This window comes from Erwinia magellanica, assembly GCF_039023495.1.
In the GTDB taxonomy this organism is placed as follows: domain Bacteria; phylum Pseudomonadota; class Gammaproteobacteria; order Enterobacterales; family Enterobacteriaceae; genus Erwinia.
Genome location: NZ_JBCHVC010000008.1, coordinates 42,252 through 59,288 on the forward strand (window position 1 = coordinate 42,252; position 17,037 = coordinate 59,288).

Annotated in this window: 17 protein-coding genes; 12 read left to right on the forward strand and 5 right to left on the reverse strand. The window is 55.1% G+C overall.

The features are described from left to right. Positions 1–93: 93 nt before the first annotated feature. The 7 genes from dapF (at position 94) to corA (ending at position 6,775) form a co-directional block, all read left to right on the forward strand. Complete coding sequence (gene dapF, locus AAH450_RS20220) at positions 94–918, forward strand: diaminopimelate epimerase (protein ID WP_318792137.1); 825 nt, start codon at positions 94–96, stop codon at positions 916–918. After that, on the forward strand, positions 915–1,619 hold the full coding sequence (locus tag AAH450_RS20225) for a DUF484 domain-containing protein (protein WP_342911801.1): 705 nt from the start codon (positions 915–917) through the stop codon (positions 1,617–1,619). Before dapF ends, AAH450_RS20225 begins: the two co-directional genes overlap by 4 nt. Continuing rightward, complete coding sequence (xerC, locus tag AAH450_RS20230; RefSeq protein WP_318792135.1) at positions 1,616–2,524, forward strand: tyrosine recombinase XerC; 909 nt, start codon at positions 1,616–1,618, stop codon at positions 2,522–2,524. The genes AAH450_RS20225 and xerC overlap by 4 nt, the downstream gene beginning before the upstream one ends. Continuing rightward, positions 2,524–3,240: a 5-amino-6-(5-phospho-D-ribitylamino)uracil phosphatase YigB gene (gene yigB, locus AAH450_RS20235; RefSeq protein WP_342911802.1), complete on the forward strand. Its 717-nt coding sequence runs from the start codon at positions 2,524–2,526 to the stop codon at positions 3,238–3,240. The genes xerC and yigB overlap by 1 nt, the downstream gene beginning before the upstream one ends. 57 nt (positions 3,241–3,297) lie before the next feature. Further along, positions 3,298–5,460, forward strand: a complete 2,163-nt coding sequence (uvrD, locus tag AAH450_RS20240) for a DNA helicase II (RefSeq protein WP_318792133.1) — start codon at positions 3,298–3,300, stop codon at positions 5,458–5,460. A gap of 157 nt (positions 5,461–5,617) precedes the next feature. Beyond that, complete coding sequence (gene ysgD, locus AAH450_RS21190) at positions 5,618–5,674, forward strand: YsgD/CorL family protein (protein ID WP_412916730.1); 57 nt, start codon at positions 5,618–5,620, stop codon at positions 5,672–5,674. Between the two features lie 147 nt (positions 5,675–5,821). Further along, a complete protein-coding gene (gene corA, locus AAH450_RS20245) occupies positions 5,822–6,775 on the forward strand; it encodes a magnesium/cobalt transporter CorA (RefSeq protein WP_342911803.1) in 954 nt (317 codons plus the stop codon). 49 nt (positions 6,776–6,824) lie between these two features. On the opposite strand, the gene rarD is transcribed toward corA, so the two are convergent. After that, on the reverse strand, positions 6,825–7,730 hold the full coding sequence (rarD, locus tag AAH450_RS20250; protein WP_342911804.1) for an EamA family transporter RarD: 906 nt from the start codon (positions 7,728–7,730) through the stop codon (positions 6,825–6,827). Positions 7,731–7,789: 59 nt separating this feature from the next. Further along, positions 7,790–8,263: a thioesterase family protein gene (locus tag AAH450_RS20255; protein WP_342911805.1), complete on the reverse strand. Its 474-nt coding sequence runs from the start codon at positions 8,261–8,263 to the stop codon at positions 7,790–7,792. 162 nt (positions 8,264–8,425) lie between these two features. Here AAH450_RS20255 and pldA point away from each other — a divergent pair, with 162 nt between their 5' ends. Genes pldA through rhtC form a run of 3 tightly spaced genes read left to right on the forward strand, consistent with a single transcriptional unit; the run spans position 8,426 to position 11,845 of the window. After that, positions 8,426–9,304, forward strand: a complete 879-nt coding sequence (gene pldA, locus AAH450_RS20260) for a phospholipase A (RefSeq protein ID WP_342911806.1) — start codon at positions 8,426–8,428, stop codon at positions 9,302–9,304. Positions 9,305–9,360: 56 nt separating this feature from the next. Further along, a complete protein-coding gene (gene recQ, locus AAH450_RS20265; RefSeq protein WP_342911807.1) occupies positions 9,361–11,187 on the forward strand; it encodes an ATP-dependent DNA helicase RecQ in 1,827 nt (608 codons plus the stop codon). Between the two features lie 34 nt (positions 11,188–11,221). After that, a complete protein-coding gene (rhtC, locus tag AAH450_RS20270; protein WP_342911808.1) occupies positions 11,222–11,845 on the forward strand; it encodes a threonine export protein RhtC in 624 nt (207 codons plus the stop codon). Positions 11,846–11,881: 36 nt separating this feature from the next. Here the strand turns inward: rhtC and rhtB are convergent, their stop codons facing one another. After that, positions 11,882–12,505 (reverse strand): homoserine/homoserine lactone efflux protein, encoded by a 624-nt coding sequence (gene rhtB / locus AAH450_RS20275; protein WP_318792126.1) that lies wholly within the window; start codon positions 12,503–12,505, stop codon positions 11,882–11,884. Between the two features lie 114 nt (positions 12,506–12,619). Here rhtB and pldB point away from each other — a divergent pair, with 114 nt between their 5' ends. Together pldB and yigL are read left to right on the forward strand one after the other, a co-directional pair. Continuing rightward, positions 12,620–13,609: a lysophospholipase L2 gene (gene pldB, locus AAH450_RS20280; RefSeq protein ID WP_342911809.1), complete on the forward strand. Its 990-nt coding sequence runs from the start codon at positions 12,620–12,622 to the stop codon at positions 13,607–13,609. A 72-nt stretch (positions 13,610–13,681) separates the two neighbouring features. Beyond that, entirely contained in the window at positions 13,682–14,482 is an 801-nt protein-coding gene (gene yigL / locus AAH450_RS20285) for a sugar/pyridoxal phosphate phosphatase YigL (RefSeq protein ID WP_318792124.1), read from the forward strand. Positions 14,483–14,521: 39 nt separating this feature from the next. Here the strand turns inward: yigL and glpQ are convergent, their stop codons facing one another. Both glpQ and glpT read right to left on the reverse strand, forming a co-directional pair. After that, positions 14,522–15,571 carry a glycerophosphodiester phosphodiesterase gene (gene glpQ / locus AAH450_RS20290; protein ID WP_342911810.1) on the reverse strand — a complete coding sequence of 350 codons (1,050 nt, stop codon included), beginning with the start codon at positions 15,569–15,571 and terminating at the stop codon, positions 14,522–14,524. 11 nt (positions 15,572–15,582) lie between these two features. Continuing rightward, positions 15,583–16,932, reverse strand: a complete 1,350-nt coding sequence (gene glpT, locus AAH450_RS20295; protein ID WP_342911811.1) for a glycerol-3-phosphate transporter — start codon at positions 16,930–16,932, stop codon at positions 15,583–15,585. Positions 16,933–17,037 lie beyond the last annotated feature (105 nt).

The following is a 17,037-nucleotide window of genomic DNA, read 5'->3' on the forward strand; positions in this document are numbered from 1 at the left end:
TCTTCTCAGGATGGAACAGAGAGCGGAACGTCGACCACTGAAACGGAAATGCCATCGGCTCAGTAAATTATGACGCACTCGTTGGAGCCAAAAATGCAGTTCTCCAAAATGCACGGTCTGGGCAATGATTTTATGGTTGTCGACGCCGTGACGCAAAACGTCTACTTCTCGCCAGAACTGATCCGGCGTCTGGCAGATCGTCATCTGGGGATCGGCTTCGATCAGCTGCTGATCGTGGAGCCGCCCTACGATCCCGATCTCGACTTCCATTACCGCATCTTCAACGCCGATGGCAGCGAAGTTGCCCAGTGCGGTAACGGCGCGCGCTGTTTTGCCCGCTTCGTGCGGCTGAAAGGGCTGACCAACAAAAATGATATCCGCGTCAGTACACAAACGGGCCGCATGGTGCTCAGCGTGACGCAGGATGAAATGGTCTGCGTCAATATGGGCGAACCCAATTTCGAACCGCAACAGGTTCCTTTCCGCGCCAACAAAGCGGAAAACCTCTATCTGATGCGCGCGGCGGAACAGACGATCATGTGCGGCGTGGTTTCAATGGGCAACCCGCATTGTGTGCTGACCGTAGAGAGCGTAAAAACCGCCGCCGTAGAAAGCCTGGGGCCGGTGCTGGAAAGCCATGAGCGCTTCCCGGAGCGGGTCAACGTCGGCTTTATGGAAGTTGTCAGCCGCGAACATATTCGCCTGCGCGTTTATGAACGTGGCGCTGGTGAAACACAGGCCTGCGGCAGCGGGGCTTGTGCCGCCGTTGCGGTAGGTATTCAGCAGGCGTTGCTGGCGGAAAAAGTTCGTGTCGACCTGCCAGGCGGCAGCTTAAACATTGCCTGGAAAGGCCCCGGCCACCCGCTGTATATGACCGGACCTGCCACCCACGTTTATGACGGATTTATCCATTTATGAAAAATGTCGGAGAACAACAGGCGTCAGGCGAGCTGATGGACGATCGCGCCGTCAGCGACTTCCTGCTGCAAAATCCGGACTTCTTTATCCGCAATGCCCGCCAGGTAGAGCAGATGGTGGTGCCGCACCCCGTTCGCGGCACGGTTTCTCTGGTTGAGTGGCAGCTGGCTCGCCAGCGCAACCACATCACTCAGCTGGAAGAAGAGATTACCCTGCTGATGGAGCAGGCCAGCGCCAACCAGCAGCTGTTCAGTCGCCTGTTATCTTTGCAGGCGCGTCTCTCTTCTGCCGACAGCCTGCACGATATGCTCAACCGACTGCACCGCTGGGCGCGAGAGCTTGGGCTGGCGGGAGCGAACGTGCGTCTGTTCAGTGAAAAATGGCGCATTGGCGCACCTTCGGACTTTACTCAGCTGGCGCTTTCCCGTCCTGCTTTTGAGGCGGTGCGTATTCAGCGCCTGGGCAAACAGCAGCATTATCTGGGCAACCTTAACGGCCCCGAACTGCTGTTACTGCTGCCTCAGGCTAAAGCGATTGGCTCGGTCGCCATGTCACTGATGGGCGAGCAGGGCGACCTGGGCGTGCTGATTTTCAGTAGCCGCGACAGCCAGCACTATCAGTCAGGAATGGGCACCGTGCTGTTGCAGCATTTGTCTCTGATGTTACCTGAACTCCTGACGCGCTGGATTGAACGCGCATGAGTAGCGACTCGCCGCTTCTGCCTGCCGTAGAGGGCTTCCTGCGCTACCTGAAGGTGGAGCGGCAGCTCAGCCCGCTTACGCAAACCAATTATCAGCGGCAGCTCTCTGCCTGCATTGCGTTGCTGACTGAAATGAATCTCTCTGCCTGGGATAAGCTGGATGCGGCACAGGTCCGGTCACTGGCAGCAAAAAGTCGCCGGGGTGGCCTGAAGCCCGCCAGTCTGGCCTTACGCCTCTCTGCGTTACGCAGTTTCCTCGACTGGCAAATCAGCCAGGGGGTTCTCAAGGCCAATCCCGCCAAAGGTGTCGCTACGCCGCGCGCGCCGCGCCATCTGCCCAAAAATATTGATGTGGATGAAGTCAGCCGCCTGCTGGATATCGACCTAAACGATCCGCTGGCGGTGCGCGACCGCGCCATGCTGGAGATCATGTACGGTGCAGGCCTGCGTCTCTCTGAGCTGGTGGGAATTGATACCGGCCATCTGGATTTAGCCTCCGGCGAAGTCTGGGTCGTGGGTAAAGGCAGTAAAGAGCGGCGTCTGCCGATAGGCCGCACGGCCGTGCAGTGGATGGAGCACTGGCTGGAGATGCGCGAGCTGTTTGCGCCAGAAGACCAGGCGGTGTTTCTCTCAAAGCAGGGCAAACGGATGTCGGCCCGCAACGTACAGAAAAGGTTTGCTGAATGGGGTGTGAAGCAGGGCGTCTCCAGCCATATCCATCCGCATAAGCTTCGCCACTCCTTTGCCACGCATATGCTGGAGTCCAGCGGCGACCTGCGTGCGGTCCAGGAGCTGCTTGGCCACGCAAATCTCAGCACCACGCAAATTTATACCCATCTTGACTTCCAGCACCTGGCTTCGGTTTACGATGCTGCCCATCCCCGTGCCAAACGAGGAAAATCCTGATGCACTTTTACCGACCGCTGCGCCCTGTTGCAGCGATGACTTTTGACCTGGACGACACGCTGTACGATAACCGTCCGGTGATCCTGCGTACCACTAAAGAGTCCCATGCGTTTCTTCAGTCTTACCATCCCGCCCTGAATGAATTCAGCGTTGAACACTATCAGCAGCTGCGCGACAGCCTGCGCGAACAGGAGCCGGAGATCTACCATGACGTCAGCGAATGGCGTCGTCGTGCGGTGGAGCTGGCGATGCTGAAAGTGGGTCTCAATGCCCGTGAGGCTGATGAAGGTTCCCGGGCTGTGATGGCCAACTTCGCCCAGTGGCGCAGCAAAATTGAGGTGCCGGAAGAGACGCACGTTACGCTGGCGGCGCTGGCAGAGCGTATCCCGCTGGTGGCTGTCACCAACGGTAATGCAGAGCCTCATCTGTTTGGCCTGGATAAATACTTTAAATTTATCCTGCGCGCCGGGCCGGATGGTCGCGCCAAACCTTATGAAGATATGTATCACGCGGCCGCGGAAAAGCTCAATCTGCCGCTGGCAAGCATTCTTCATGTGGGCGATGACCTGACCACCGATGTGGCAGGTTCAGTGCGCTGCGGCATGCAAGCCTGCTGGATCAATTTGCATAACGGTAACCTGCGGCATATCGCCGATGCCCGCCTGCTGCCCACGCTGGAAATTTCGCAGTTGGCATCGCTGACTGCGCTGATATAATAAACTGGTTAAATATCCAGTGGAGCGCCTGTCGCTCCCCCTTTTCTGACGGTGCCTATGGACGTTTCAGACCTGCTAGACAGCTTGAATGACAAACAACGCGAGGCCGTAGCCGCGCCGCGCAGCAATTTGCTGGTGCTGGCAGGGGCTGGCAGCGGCAAAACCCGTGTACTGGTTCACCGGATTGCCTGGCTGCTGGCGGTAGAGAACTGCTCTCCTTATTCGATCATGGCGGTGACCTTTACCAACAAGGCTGCTGCGGAGATGCGCCACCGCATTGAGCAACTGATCGGCACCAGTCAGGGCGGGATGTGGATCGGTACCTTCCACGGGCTGGCGCACCGCCTGCTGCGTGCGCACCACCTGGATGCTAACCTGCCCCAGGATTTCCAAATCCTTGACAGCGAAGACCAACTGCGACTGCTGAAGCGCCTGATTAAGGCGATGAACCTGGATGATAAACAGTGGCCCGCACGGCAGGGCATGTGGTACATCAACGGCAAAAAAGATGAAGGCTTAAGACCAAAGCATATCGAAAGCTACGGCAACCCCATTGAGCAAACCTGGCTGCGGATCTATCAGGCCTATCAGGAAGCGTGCGATCGTGCCGGACTGGTCGACTTCGCCGAGCTGCTGCTGCGTGCCCATGAGCTGTGGCTCAATAAGCCGCATATTCTTAACCACTACCGCGAGCGTTTCACTAACGTGCTGGTGGACGAATTCCAGGATACCAACAATATTCAGTACGCCTGGATCCGCATGCTGGCGGGCGACAGCGGGAAAGTGATCATTGTTGGCGATGACGATCAGTCGATTTATGGCTGGCGTGGGGCGCAGGTAGAGAATATTCAACGCTTCCTTAACGACTTCAGGGGCGCGGAAACCATCCGTCTGGAGCAGAACTACCGCTCCACCAACAACATCCTGAAAGCGGCGAACGCCCTGATTGCCAATAACAGCGGTCGTCTTGGTAAAGAGCTGTGGACGGACGGCAGTGACGGCGAGCCAATCGCTATTTACTGCGCCTTCAACGAGCTGGATGAAGCCCGCTTCGTGGTGAACCGTATTAAGGTCTGGATGGAGAAGGGCGGTGCGCTGAATGACTGCGCCATTCTGTATCGCAGCAACGCCCAGTCGCGTGTGCTGGAAGAGGCACTGCTGCAAACCAGCATGCCTTACCGGATCTACGGCGGTATGCGCTTCTTCGAACGTCAGGAAATTAAAGACTCTCTGGCTTATCTGCGTCTGATTGCTAACCGCAACGATGATGCGGCCTTCGAGCGCGTGGTGAACACGCCCACGCGTGGCATCGGTGACCGGACGCTGGATGTTGTCAGGCAGACCGCTCGTGAGCGTCAGCTAACGCTGTGGCAAAGTTCACGCGCGCTGTTGCAGGAAAAGGCGCTGGCGGGCCGGGCGGCTTCTGCGCTGCAACGCTTTACGGAGCTGGTGGATTCTCTGGCACAGGAAACCAGTGAGATGCCGCTGCATGTGCAGACTGACCGGGTGATCAAAGATTCCGGCCTCTGGCTGATGTATGACCAGGAGAAGGGCGAGAAGGGGCAGGCGCGAATTGAAAACCTTGAGGAACTGGTGAACGCCACGCGGCAGTACAGTTATCAGGATGAAGATGAAGATCTGATGCCGCTGCAAGCTTTCCTCTCCCACGCTGCGCTGGAAGCGGGCGAAGGCCAGGCCGATAAGTGGCAGGATGCGGTACAGCTGATGACCCTGCACTCTGCCAAAGGTCTGGAATTCTCGCAGGTCTTTATTGTCGGCATGGAAGAGGGAATGTTCCCCAGCCAGATGTCGCTGGATGAGGGCGGCAGGCTGGAAGAGGAGCGCCGTCTCGCCTATGTTGGCGTCACGCGCGCCATGCAGAAGCTTACCCTCACCTATGCGGAAACCCGTCGCCTGTATGGCAAAGAGGTCTATCATCGCCCCTCACGCTTTATCGGCGAGCTGCCGGTTGAGTGTGTGGAAGAGGTGCGTCTGCGGGCCAGCGTTACCCGCCCGGTAAATCATCAGCGGATGGGAACGCCGGTGGCGCAGAATGACAGCGGCTTTAAATTAGGCCAGCGGGTGCGGCACGCCAAGTTTGGCGAAGGCACTATCGTCAATCTGGAAGGCAGCGGCGAACACAGCCGTTTGCAGGTGGCTTTCCAGGGCCAGGGCATTAAGTGGCTGGTGGCCGCCTATGCCAAACTGGAAACGGTCTAACCCCCTGTCAGCGGGACGAATTTCTTCGTCCCGCCCGGTTGTTAACCTTTGCTAACGCATGTCAATGTTTGGTGCACATTTATCCCGGCTCTGATGTTGACGTCATTTTCAGCACAGCGTAACATGCGCGCACCATTACCCTGAGAGGACATTCGCCTTGGACACACCCAGTAGATACTGGCTCATTGACCTGCTCAGCAGGTACAACTCCTAAGGCTATCCTCTTCTGCCGATAGCCTTCGTGGTTGTTGGCGATCCCGCATCTCCGTCGCTCTGAGTCAGAATAGTCACTGACTGAAACCTCTGTTTCCCGTGTACAAGCGCTTTGTCCCATTTGTGACCGTGAATTGGGAGTACAGCTATGCTGAGCGCATTTAAACTCGACCAAAGCCGCTTAACCCGCCTTGAGCTGGAAGAACCTGACGATAAGCTGACCAGTTCGGTGTGGGTCGATCTGATCGAACCCGAGGAGAACGAGCGCGATCGCGTGCAGAACGAACTGGGCCAGAGCCTGGCGACCCGTCCTGAACTGGAAGACATTGAGGCTTCAGCGCGTTTCTTCGAAGATGAAGATGGCCTGCATATCCACTCCTTTTTCTTTTATGAAGATGCAGAAGACCATGCCGGTAACTCCACGGTGGCGTTTACCATTCGTGAAGGCCGCCTTTACACCCTTCGTGAACGGGAACTGCCTGCGTTTCGCCTTTACCGGATGCGCGCGCGTAATCAGATACTGATTGACGGCAACGCCTACGAACTCTTGCTGGATCTGTTTGAAACCAAAATCGAACAGCTGGCTGATGAAATCGAAAACATCTACAGCGACCTGGAAAAGCTAAGCCGGGTGATCATGGAAGGACATCAGGGCGATGAGTTTGATGCGGCGCTCTCAACGCTGGCAGAACTGGAAGATATCGGCTGGAAGGTGCGTTTGTGTCTGATGGATACGCAGCGTGCGCTGAACTTTTTAGTCCGCAAGGCGCGGCTGCCGGGCAATCAACTGGAGCAGGCGCGGGAAATATTGCGCGATATCGAATCCCTGCTGCCGCACAATGAATCGCTGTTTCAGAAGGTTAACTTCCTGATGCAGGCGGCAATGGGCTTTATCAATATCGAACAGAACCGCATCATCAAGATCTTCTCGGTGGTCTCGGTGGTCTTTCTGCCGCCAACGCTGGTGGCTTCCAGCTACGGCATGAACTTTGAGTTCATGCCCGAGCTGAAATGGAGCTTCGGCTATCCGGGTGCCATAGCGCTGATGATCCTGGCGGGGCTGGCTCCCTATGCCTACTTCAAGCGTAAGAACTGGCTTTAACGCCGGGCCGCACAAACGAAACCCCGCATGGCGGGGTTTTTTTTATCTCTCAACTTTCGGCGACCGTGGCTGGTCTGCGCTTCAGCGTCCAGACGGCGTCGAAAATAAACAGCGCCAGCGCTGCCCAGATAAAGGCAAAGGTGACGGCTTTATCCTGCGTCAGCTGCTCGCCATAAAAGATCACCGCCAGCAGGAACATCAGCGTGGGGCCAAGGTACTGGAAAAAGCCGACGGTGGAGAGCCGCAAGCGGCTACAGGCTGCGGTGAACAGCATCAGCGGAATAGTGGTTATTACGCCCGCCGCTATCAGCAGCATGTTGAGTGACCAGGGATTCTGATCCAGATGACTGGTGGGGCTTTCTGCAAAGCCAAACAGATAGATAGCCGCGACCGGCAGCAGCCAGCTGGTTTCAACCATCATACCCGTTTGCGCATCCACCCCAATTTTTTTGCGGATCAGGCCATAGAGCGAAAAGGAGACGGCCAGGCCAAGCGCAACGATCGGCACCGAGCCAAACTTCCATAGCTGCACCAGTACGCCACAGGCGGCGAGCGCTACCGCCAGCCATTGCAACCAGCGGAAGCGCTCTTTCAGAAACAGCATCCCCACCAGCACGTTCAACAGTGGATTAATAAAGTAGCCCAGGCTTGCTTCCAGCATATGGTGATTATTGACTGCCCAGATAAAAATCAGCCAGTTTGCGCAGATGACCGTAGCGGAGACCGCCAGCAGCAGCACCTTTTTCGGCTGTTGCAGGATCAGCTTCACCTTACCCCAGTTACGGCTGATGCTGACCAGCAGCAGCATAAAAAAGAAGGACCAGATCACCCGGTGAGTGATGATCTCGCCTGGGGCGACCTGCTGAAGCAGTTTGAAATAGGCTGGCGCAATGCCCCAGATGAAATAAGCGCCGAGAGCAAAGAAGATCCCCTGCCGGGTTTGTTGCGCATCCATGTAACGTGGCTCCGAAAAGAACAGTGATTGGGATAAGGGTAAACGGGGTAACTCAACAGCTAACCCGTAAGATAGGTGGCGGTTGCGCTGGCAATATATACACCCGCATCGTTATGCAGTTCTACGCGGGCGACGGAAACTTTATTCCCGCCGCGCAGCAGACTGCTGGTGGCGATAAACTGTTCGCCGCGTCCTGGTCGGAGATAATCAACACGCAGATCAATCGTGCCCATCCTTGCAAGGCGCTGCCGAAGCTCCTCTTCAGTAATGCTCTCCTGGCGGGTTAGCGCACTGGTTACGCAGACTAAGCCTGCTGCTACGTCCAGCACTGAGGCAATCACGCCGCCGTGCAGAATTTTCTGGGCGACATTTCCCACCAGTTTGGTCTGGTTAGCAAAACTCAGCTCAGCATAGTCTGATTCAAGCCTCTCCAGTTTCAGGCCCAACGCCTGATTAAACGGCATGTCACAGACAAAAATATTACCGATCAGGCGGCGTGCAGCCTCCTGAGCCAGAGGAACAGCAGAGATCATGAAAAGTCCTCGCAAAAAAAATGGTCGATACAGAATAACTGGTGCCCGTGCCAGGCTCGGGCGCGCTGTAATTTACAAAAACAGCGCTAATCTCCGTACCGGTTTCTGTGTAGAATGGCGTGCTTTTTACCCACTTACCCCGTTTCTGTTCTGGAGAACATTATGCCTATGCTGAGAGGATTGCTGGCAGCAGCCTTCCTGTTTCCCACGTTAGTTCTGGCACAAGAAGCCACGGTTACCGAGGTCCATGACCAGCCAGCCGTGCGTGGCAGTATTATCGCTAACCTGCTGGAAAAGCATGACAATCCTTTCGTTCTGTTCCCCTACGAAAGCAACTATGTTCTGTATACCGATACCAGCAACATTAATAAAGAGGCTATCCAGAGCTATAACTGGACAGACAATGCCAAGCACGATGAAGTGAAATTCCAGCTCAGCCTGGCCTTTCCGCTGTGGCGTGGCATTTTGGGTGACAACTCGGTGCTGGCAGCCTCGTATACTCAGACATCGTGGTGGCAGCTCTCTAACCGTGCCGGATCTTCGCCGTTCCGCGAAACCGACTATCAGCCGCAGATTTTCCTGGGCTGGGCGACAGATTATAGCTTCGCTGGCTGGACACTGCGAGATGTGGAAACGGGCCTGAACCACCAGTCAAACGGGCGCTCGGAACCCACTTCACGCAGCTGGAACCGGGTCTATGCCCGACTGATGGCGCAGAACGGCAACTGGATGGTGGAAGCCAAACCCTGGTTCCGCATTCCAGAAAGCGAAAATAATGATGATAACCCGGATATCACCAAGTACATGGGGTATTATCGTCTGACCGTTGGCTATCAATGGGGCGAAAGCATTTTCAGCGTCAAAAGCAACTATAACTGGAATAGCGGTTACGGTGGCGCGGAAATGGGCTGGAGCTACCCGATCACTAACCACGTTCGTTTCTATACCCAGGTCTTCAGCGGCTACGGCGAATCGCTGATTGATTATAACCACCGCCAGACGCGCGTGGGTGTGGGTGTGATGCTGAACGATCTGTTTTAATGCCTTTCCGGTGAGCGGCTCAGGTTCGCTCACCTGTCATCAGATTTGGGGAATTCGTGTCTACGGCTGCTGTAATCAATCAGGAAGCGCTGGCGGAACAGGTACTGCAAGAGACCTTCGGCTACCAGCACTTTCGCCCAGGACAACAATCCATTATTCAGGCTTCACTGAAAGGGCGTGACTGCCTGGTCGTGATGCCGACCGGCGGCGGCAAGTCGCTCTGCTATCAAATTCCGGCGCTGGTGAGAGAAGGCCTGACTTTGGTGGTTTCTCCGCTGATCTCGCTGATGAAAGATCAGGTGGATCAGCTGCTGGCCAACGGCGTGGCCGCCGCCTGTCTCAACTCTTCGCAGACCCGTGAAGAGCAACAGGAGGTGATGGCTGGATGCCGGACGGGACGGATCAGGCTGCTCTACATCGCGCCAGAACGCCTGATGATGGATAATTTTCTCGATAACCTGCTGCACTGGAACCCGGCGATGCTGGCCGTGGATGAAGCGCACTGTATTTCTCAGTGGGGGCACGATTTCCGCCCTGAGTACGGTGCGCTGGGCCAGCTTCGTCAGCGTCTGCCTGATGTGCCGGTCATGGCGCTGACGGCAACAGCCGATGAAACGACGCGAAATGATATCGCCCGGTTGCTGCAATTAAACGATCCGCTGATCCAGATCAGTAGCTTTGACCGCCCCAATATCCGCTACACGCTGGTGGAAAAATTCAAGCCTACCGAGCAGCTGCTGCGCTATGTGCAGGATCAGCGCGGTAAGTGCGGCATCATCTATTGTAACAGCCGGGCGAAGGTGGAAGACACCGCCGCCAGGCTGCAAAGCCGTGGGCTGAGCGTTGGTGCTTACCATGCCGGAATGGATAACGCCCATCGCGCGCAGGTTCAGGAAGCGTTCCAGCGTGACGATCTGCAAATTGTCGTGGCGACGGTCGCCTTTGGCATGGGCATCAATAAACCCAACGTGCGTTTTGTGGTGCACTTCGATATTCCCCGTAATATCGAGTCCTACTATCAGGAGACGGGCCGTGCCGGTCGTGATGGCCTGCCAGCAGAAGCATTGATGCTGTACGACCCGGCGGATATGGCCTGGCTGCGTCGCTGTCTGGATGAAAAAGCGCCGGGGCCGTTACAGGATATTGAACGGCATAAGCTCAATGCGATGGGCGCGTTCGCTGAAGCGCAAACCTGCCGTCGTCTGGTGTTGTTGAACTACTTTGGTGAAGGGCGTCAGCAGCCTTGTGACAACTGCGATATCTGTCTGGATCCGCCGCGTCGTTATGACGGGCTGGTGGAAGCGCAGAAAGCGCTATCCGGTATTTACCGTGTAGGCCAGCGCTTTGGTATGGGCTATATCGTTGAGGTGCTGCGTGGAGCGAATAATCAGCGCATCCGCGATATGCAGCACGATAAATTGCCCGTCTACGGTATCGGTAAAGATCAGAGCAACGAACACTGGGTGAGCGTGCTGCGCCAGCTGATCCACCTTGGGCTGGTGACGCAGAACATTGCCATGCACTCTGCGTTACAGCTGACGGAAGCGGCCCGGCCGATCTTACGCGGCGAAGCGCCGTTGATGCTGGCGGTGCCCAGGCTGGTCAGCGTTAAGCCCCGTAATAACAGCCAAAAATCTTTTGGCGGCAATTATGACCGCAAGCTGTTCGCCAAGCTGCGAAAACTGCGTAAAGCGATTGCCGATGAGGAAAATATTCCTCCTTATGTCGTCTTTAACGACGCCACGCTGATAGAGATGGCTGAACAGCTGCCAATTACCGCCTCCGAGATGCTGAGTATTAACGGCGTAGGTCAGAGGAAACTGGAACGGTTCGGAAAGCCCTTCCTGGTGATGATTAAAGAGCATATTGATGATGAAGAGTAGTTTCCCTGGATAGTGAGTCAAAGGAGAAGAGAAGATGATGTTATTCCTGACGGTGGCACTGGTTCATTTTGTCGCTTTGATGAGTCCGGGGCCGGACTTCTTTTTTGTATCGCAAACCGCAGTCAGCCGCTCCAGAAAGGAAGCGATGCTGGGCGTTACCGGAATTACTCTGGGCATTGTTATCTGGGCGGGCGTGGCGCTGATGGGGCTGAACCTGATCCTGCAACAGATGGCCTGGCTGCATCAGCTGATCATGGTTGGCGGCGGGCTTTACCTGTTGTGGATGGGCTGGCAGATGCTGCGCTCTGCGCGTCAGCAGCACAAACAGGCCACACAACCAGATGCCGCAGCGGTAGTGCTGCCGAAAAAGGGCAAAACTTTCCTGAAAGGCTTTCTGACTAACCTCTCAAACCCCAAAGCGGTAATCTACTTTGGCAGCGTGTTCTCGCTGTTTGTCGGGGATAATGTTGGCGCAGGGGAACGCTGGGGACTCTTTTTACTGATTGTCGGCGAAACCTTTGTCTGGTTCAGCCTGGTGGCCAGCATCTTTGCGCTGCCAGCGATGCGGCAGGGCTATCAGCGTCTGGCAAAATGGATTGATGGTTTTGCGGGCGTCCTGTTTGCCGGTTTTGGCATCCACCTGATCCTTTCACGCTAAGATTTCAGGCCGGATGACCGATCCGGCCTGAAACTGTCAGGCAATGCGCCTTGCCGAGGCCAGCAACGCACCTACCGCCATAAACATTCCGCCAAACGTTCTGTTCAGCAATTTCATCTGACGTGGCCCCTTGATCCATCCGGCAATGCGGGTAGCCAACATGGCATAGCCAATCATCACAATGATATCGACCACCACCGTCGTCACTCCCAATACCAGATACTGCACAGCCTGAGGCTGATGGGGAAGGATGAACTGCGGGAACAGCGCCGCCAGGAAAACAATGCTTTTCGGGTTAGTCAGGTTCACCAGAACCGCGCGCTTAAACAGCTTTCTGCGCGGCATAGCTTTGGCCACCGCCTGAAGATCGATGCCACCGGCAGAGCGCCACTGCTGGATGCCCAACCAGACCAGATAAGCCGCGCCTGCCCATTTCAGGATCTCAAAAGCCAGCAGAGATTGTGAGAACAGGGCGCCCAAGCCAATGCCCACCAGCATGATGTGCAGCGAAAGGCCAACCTGCAAGCCGGAAATGGAAGCCACAGCACCACGATAGCCGTGGCTGATACCGGTACTCATGGTATTGATCGCCCCGGAACCGGGGGAAAGACTTAAGATGCTGGTGGTTAAAAGATAAGCCAGCCACCATTCGATGGTCATGGGTAACGCTCCCTGATAGCGCAGAAGTATGACACAATACGTCATTGTTTGCGGTTGCGCTACGGAATGAGATATCCCTTCCGGGCGGTGAAAAAGGAGTAAGGGCTGAAGCCGATGACAAGTCAAAAAAATGGCTGGCCAACGCGTGAAAAAGCGTTTGCTGCTTTTGCTACGGGGCCGCTGCTGGACTTCTGGCAGCAGCGCGAAGAGTGCGAATTCACCGGCGTGGAAAACGTCACAATACGCTATGTCCGCTTCACTTCTGCGCTTCACGATAAAGTTATCCTGCTCTGTCCGGGAAGGATCGAAAGCTATGTGAAATATCCTGAGCTGGCCTATGATCTGTTTCAGTGCGGCTATGACATCATCATTATTGACCACCGTGGTCAGGGCCGCTCTGGTCGGCTGTTGCAGGATTCTCACCGCGGCCACGTCGAAGCGTTTGACCATTATGTTGACGATTTAGAAACGCTTTATCTCAAGGAAGTTGCTGGCCGCCACTACCAACACCGTTATGCGCTGGCTCACTCAATGGGCGGGGCAATTTTAGCGTTGATGCTGGCAAGAAAGCCTGGGGCTTTTGACGCGGTGGTGCTGGCTTCGCCAATGTTCGGTATCTTTCTTCCCATGCCGGTCTGGATGGCGAACCGCATCCTGGAGTGGGCTGAAAAACGCCCGGCGCTGCGGGACGGTTACGCCATGGGCACCGGGAAATGGCGTGCCAGGCCCTTTGGCATCAATGAACTGACCCACAGCCGTGAACGCTACCGGCGCAACCTGCGTTTCTATGCTGATGACCCCGGCCTGCGCGTGGGCGGCCCAACCTATCATTGGGTGCGTGAAGGGATGCAGGCCGGGCAGAGTATTATCAGCCGGGCAAAGGAGATCTCCACACCGCTACTGCTGTTGCAGGCTGGTGAGGACAAAGTGGTGGATAACCAGGCCCAGAATCTCTTCTGTCAGGCCATGATCGCTGCGGGCCAGCCCTGTGAAGGGGGAAAACCGCAGGTAATTGCAGGCGCGCGTCATGAGATCTTGTTTGAAAAAGACAGCATGCGTGCCGAAGCGCTGGAAGCCATTGTGGCGTTTTTCTCCAGACATTAATTTTGCACTACTCAGATGTGACTCAGTAGCGGGCCAGCCAGACTGCCCGATAACAGACTAACCAGAGGTTTTATGTACCCTATTGTTGCTTCCGATCTTGACGGCACGCTGTTGTCGCCGGATCACCGTTTATCTCCCTTTGCCCGTGAAACGCTGCAACTGATGACGCGCAAGGGGGTGAATTTTATCTTCGCCACTGGCCGTCACTACATTGATGTGGCTCAAATGCGGGACAGTCTGGGGATTGACGCTTTTATGATCACCTCTAACGGTGCGCGTGTGCACAACACGGCTGGCGAGCTGGTCTTCAGCCACAATCTGGACGAAGATATTGCCCGTGAGCTGTTTGCGCTGCACCACAGCCATGAGGATATTTTTACCAACGTCTACCGTGATGAAGAGTGGTTCCTGAACCGTAACCGTCCTGAAGAGATGGATTTCTTCCGCGAATCTGACTTCAATTACCAGATCTATGAGCCGGGTTCACTGGCAACGGATGGCATCAGCAAGGTGTTCTTTACCTGCGGTAAGCCTGAGCTGCTGATCCCGCTTGAAGAGGCGCTGGTGGCTCGCTGGGGCGACCGCGTTAACGTCAGTTTCTCGCTGCCGACCTGTCTGGAAGTGATGGCTGGTGGGGTTTCGAAAGGTCATGCACTGGACGCCGTTGCTCAGTCTCTGGGCTTTGGCCTGAAAGACTGCATCTCCTTTGGCGACGGTATGAATGATAAAGAGATGCTGACCATGGCGGGCAAGGGGTGCATCATGAGCAATTCGCACCATCGTCTGAAAGATCTGCTGCCAGAGCTGGAAGTGATTGGGTCTAATGCGGATAACGCTGTGCCCCATTATCTGCGTAAGCTTTATAACGTGTAGTCGGTAATCTTCCGCCCCGGCGCACCGGGGCGGAAAAGTTTACTGATGCAGGAAGTGAACCGCTTTATCCGGGAAATCCGTGAATAAGCCCTCTACGTTGGCCTGGTTGTACAACACATCGTAGAGCTGATCGACATTATCTACCCAGTCGGGAAGCTGGTCTGCCCGGACCGTGTACGGATGCACCACCATTCTGGCCTGGTGCGCCTCTTTCACCAGCGCGGTCAGACGAATATGACCCTTAGTCGAAGTCGCCTCTACCAGCATATGGTAGTCCGGACCGATCCCATCCGCGTACTCAGCCACTTGCTTCATAGCGCCGGGTTTGAACATCCAGTCGTAGCTGTAGTTCACCCATTTGCCATTCTGCTGCTCCTGCGTCTCTTTTGAGTCAGTTTCAGTGATTAACTGAACCAGTTTGAGATCCATTCCTCGCTGTGGCTCCAGCTCCGTTTTGATCCGCTTCACTTCGTTATAATCAAAACACTGAAGGTAAACAGGATCTTTTTTATCGCTGTAACCATACTTTTTCAGGACATCAAGCACCTTAGCCGAGATATCTTTGCCCTCCTGGCGATGAAACCAGGGGGCTTTAATCTCAGTGTAAATCCCGATGTTCTTACCTGTAGAGTAATTCAGCCCCTGAATGAATTCGATCTCCTCCTCAAAGGTATGAATGCGGAAATCAGATTTCCCCAGAGGGAAGCGTTTTGGAAAAGTCTGCTTTTTCCTGCCGTTTTCCACGGTAAAACCTTCCGTGAATTTCAGTCCTTTGATCTCTGCCAGCGTGAAGTCGATAGCGTAGTAACGTCCATCCTTTCTGGCACGAGCGGGATAACGGTCGGCAACGTCAGTCACACGATCAAGGTAATGATCGTGCAGCACCACTAACCGGTCATCTTTGGTCATGACCAAATCCTGCTCCAGAAAATCGGCTCCCTGGGCATAGGCCATCGCCTTTGCCGGAAGCGTATGCTCCGGCAAATAGCCGCTGGCTCCCCGGTGGGCAATAACAATTTTGTCCGGCTCAGCCATCGCGCAGAGTGAAGAGGCCATTAATATCGTGGCCACGAGTGTTTTAACTGACATGGACTCTCCTGTTATTCCGCCTGCTTCATCTGCTGTTTATGCTTGTTTTCACTGAGCATGGTCAGCACCAGCAACAGCACGGCCAGTACACACCCGCCAATCATGATGATAAAGCCGCCGTCCCAACCGAAAAAGTCTACGGTGTAGCCGACGATAGCGCTGGCTGCCACAGAGCCACCCAGGTAACCAAACAGGCCGGTAAACCCTGCCGCTGTCCCGGCCGCTTTTTTAGGCGCCAGCTCTAACGCATGCAGGCCGATCAGCATCACAGGCCCATAAATCAGGAAGCCGATTACGATCATACAAGCCATATCAACGCCGGGATTGCCTGCCGGGTTCATCCAGTAGACCACGGTGGCAATGGTGACCAACACCATAAAGAATACGCCGGTGGCACCACGGTTGCCTTTGAAGACTTTGTCAGACATCCAGCCACAAAGCAGCGTGCCGGGGATCCCTGCATATTCGTAGAAAAAGTAAGCCCAGGAGGATTTATCCAGCGCGAAATGCTTCACTTCTTTCAGGTAGGTCGGTGACCAGTCAAGAATGCCGTAACGCAGCAGATAGACAAACACGTTCGCCAGCGCGATATACCACAGCAATTTATTCGGCAAAATATATTGCATAAAGATCTGCTTAGCGGTCAGCTCTTCTTCATGTTTTTCATCATAGTCCGGCGGATAATCATTTTTGTAATCTTCAATCGGCGGCAGGCCACAGGATTGCGGTGTATCGCGCATCATGGCAAAGGCGAAGAGGGCAATCACGATGGCACCAAAGGCTGGCATATAGAGCGCCGCTTTCCAGTCGTTAAACCACGCCATGCCCAGCAGGAACAGCAAAGGAGGAATGCCACCCCCTACGTTGTGCGCACAGTTCCAGACGGAAACCACTCTGCCGCGCTCTTTTTGCGACCACCAGTGCACCATGGTTCGGCCACAGGGAGGCCATCCCATTCCCTGAAACCAGCCGCATAAAAACAGCAGCACGAACATCACCATAATGCTGGAGGTTGCCCAGGGAACGAATCCCATAAAGAGCATGACCGCAGCGGCCAGAATCAATCCGGCAGGCAGAAAGAGTCTTGGGTTAGAGCGGTCAGAGACCGATCCCATAATAAATTTAGAAAAGCCGTAGGCGATAGAGATGCCTGAGAGCGCAAACCCGAGATCGCCACGGGAAAAACCCTGTTCAATCAGATAGGGCATGGCAAGAGCAAAGTTTTTGCGCACCAGATAATAGGCAGCATAACCGAAGAAAATCCCCAGGAAAATTTGCCAGCGCAGCTTGCGGTAAAGCGGATCTACCTTGCCGGCCTCCACGCGAGGTTGATGAGGGGCTGGCTTAAAAATACTTAACATAGGAGCCTCCGATGGGCGGTTTATTCTCTTTTTTAGCGCCGCGTGGCGCGTCGTACAAAAAGGATTGCCCCTGAACAGGGGTAAAATGTTCCTTTTCGCGCACAG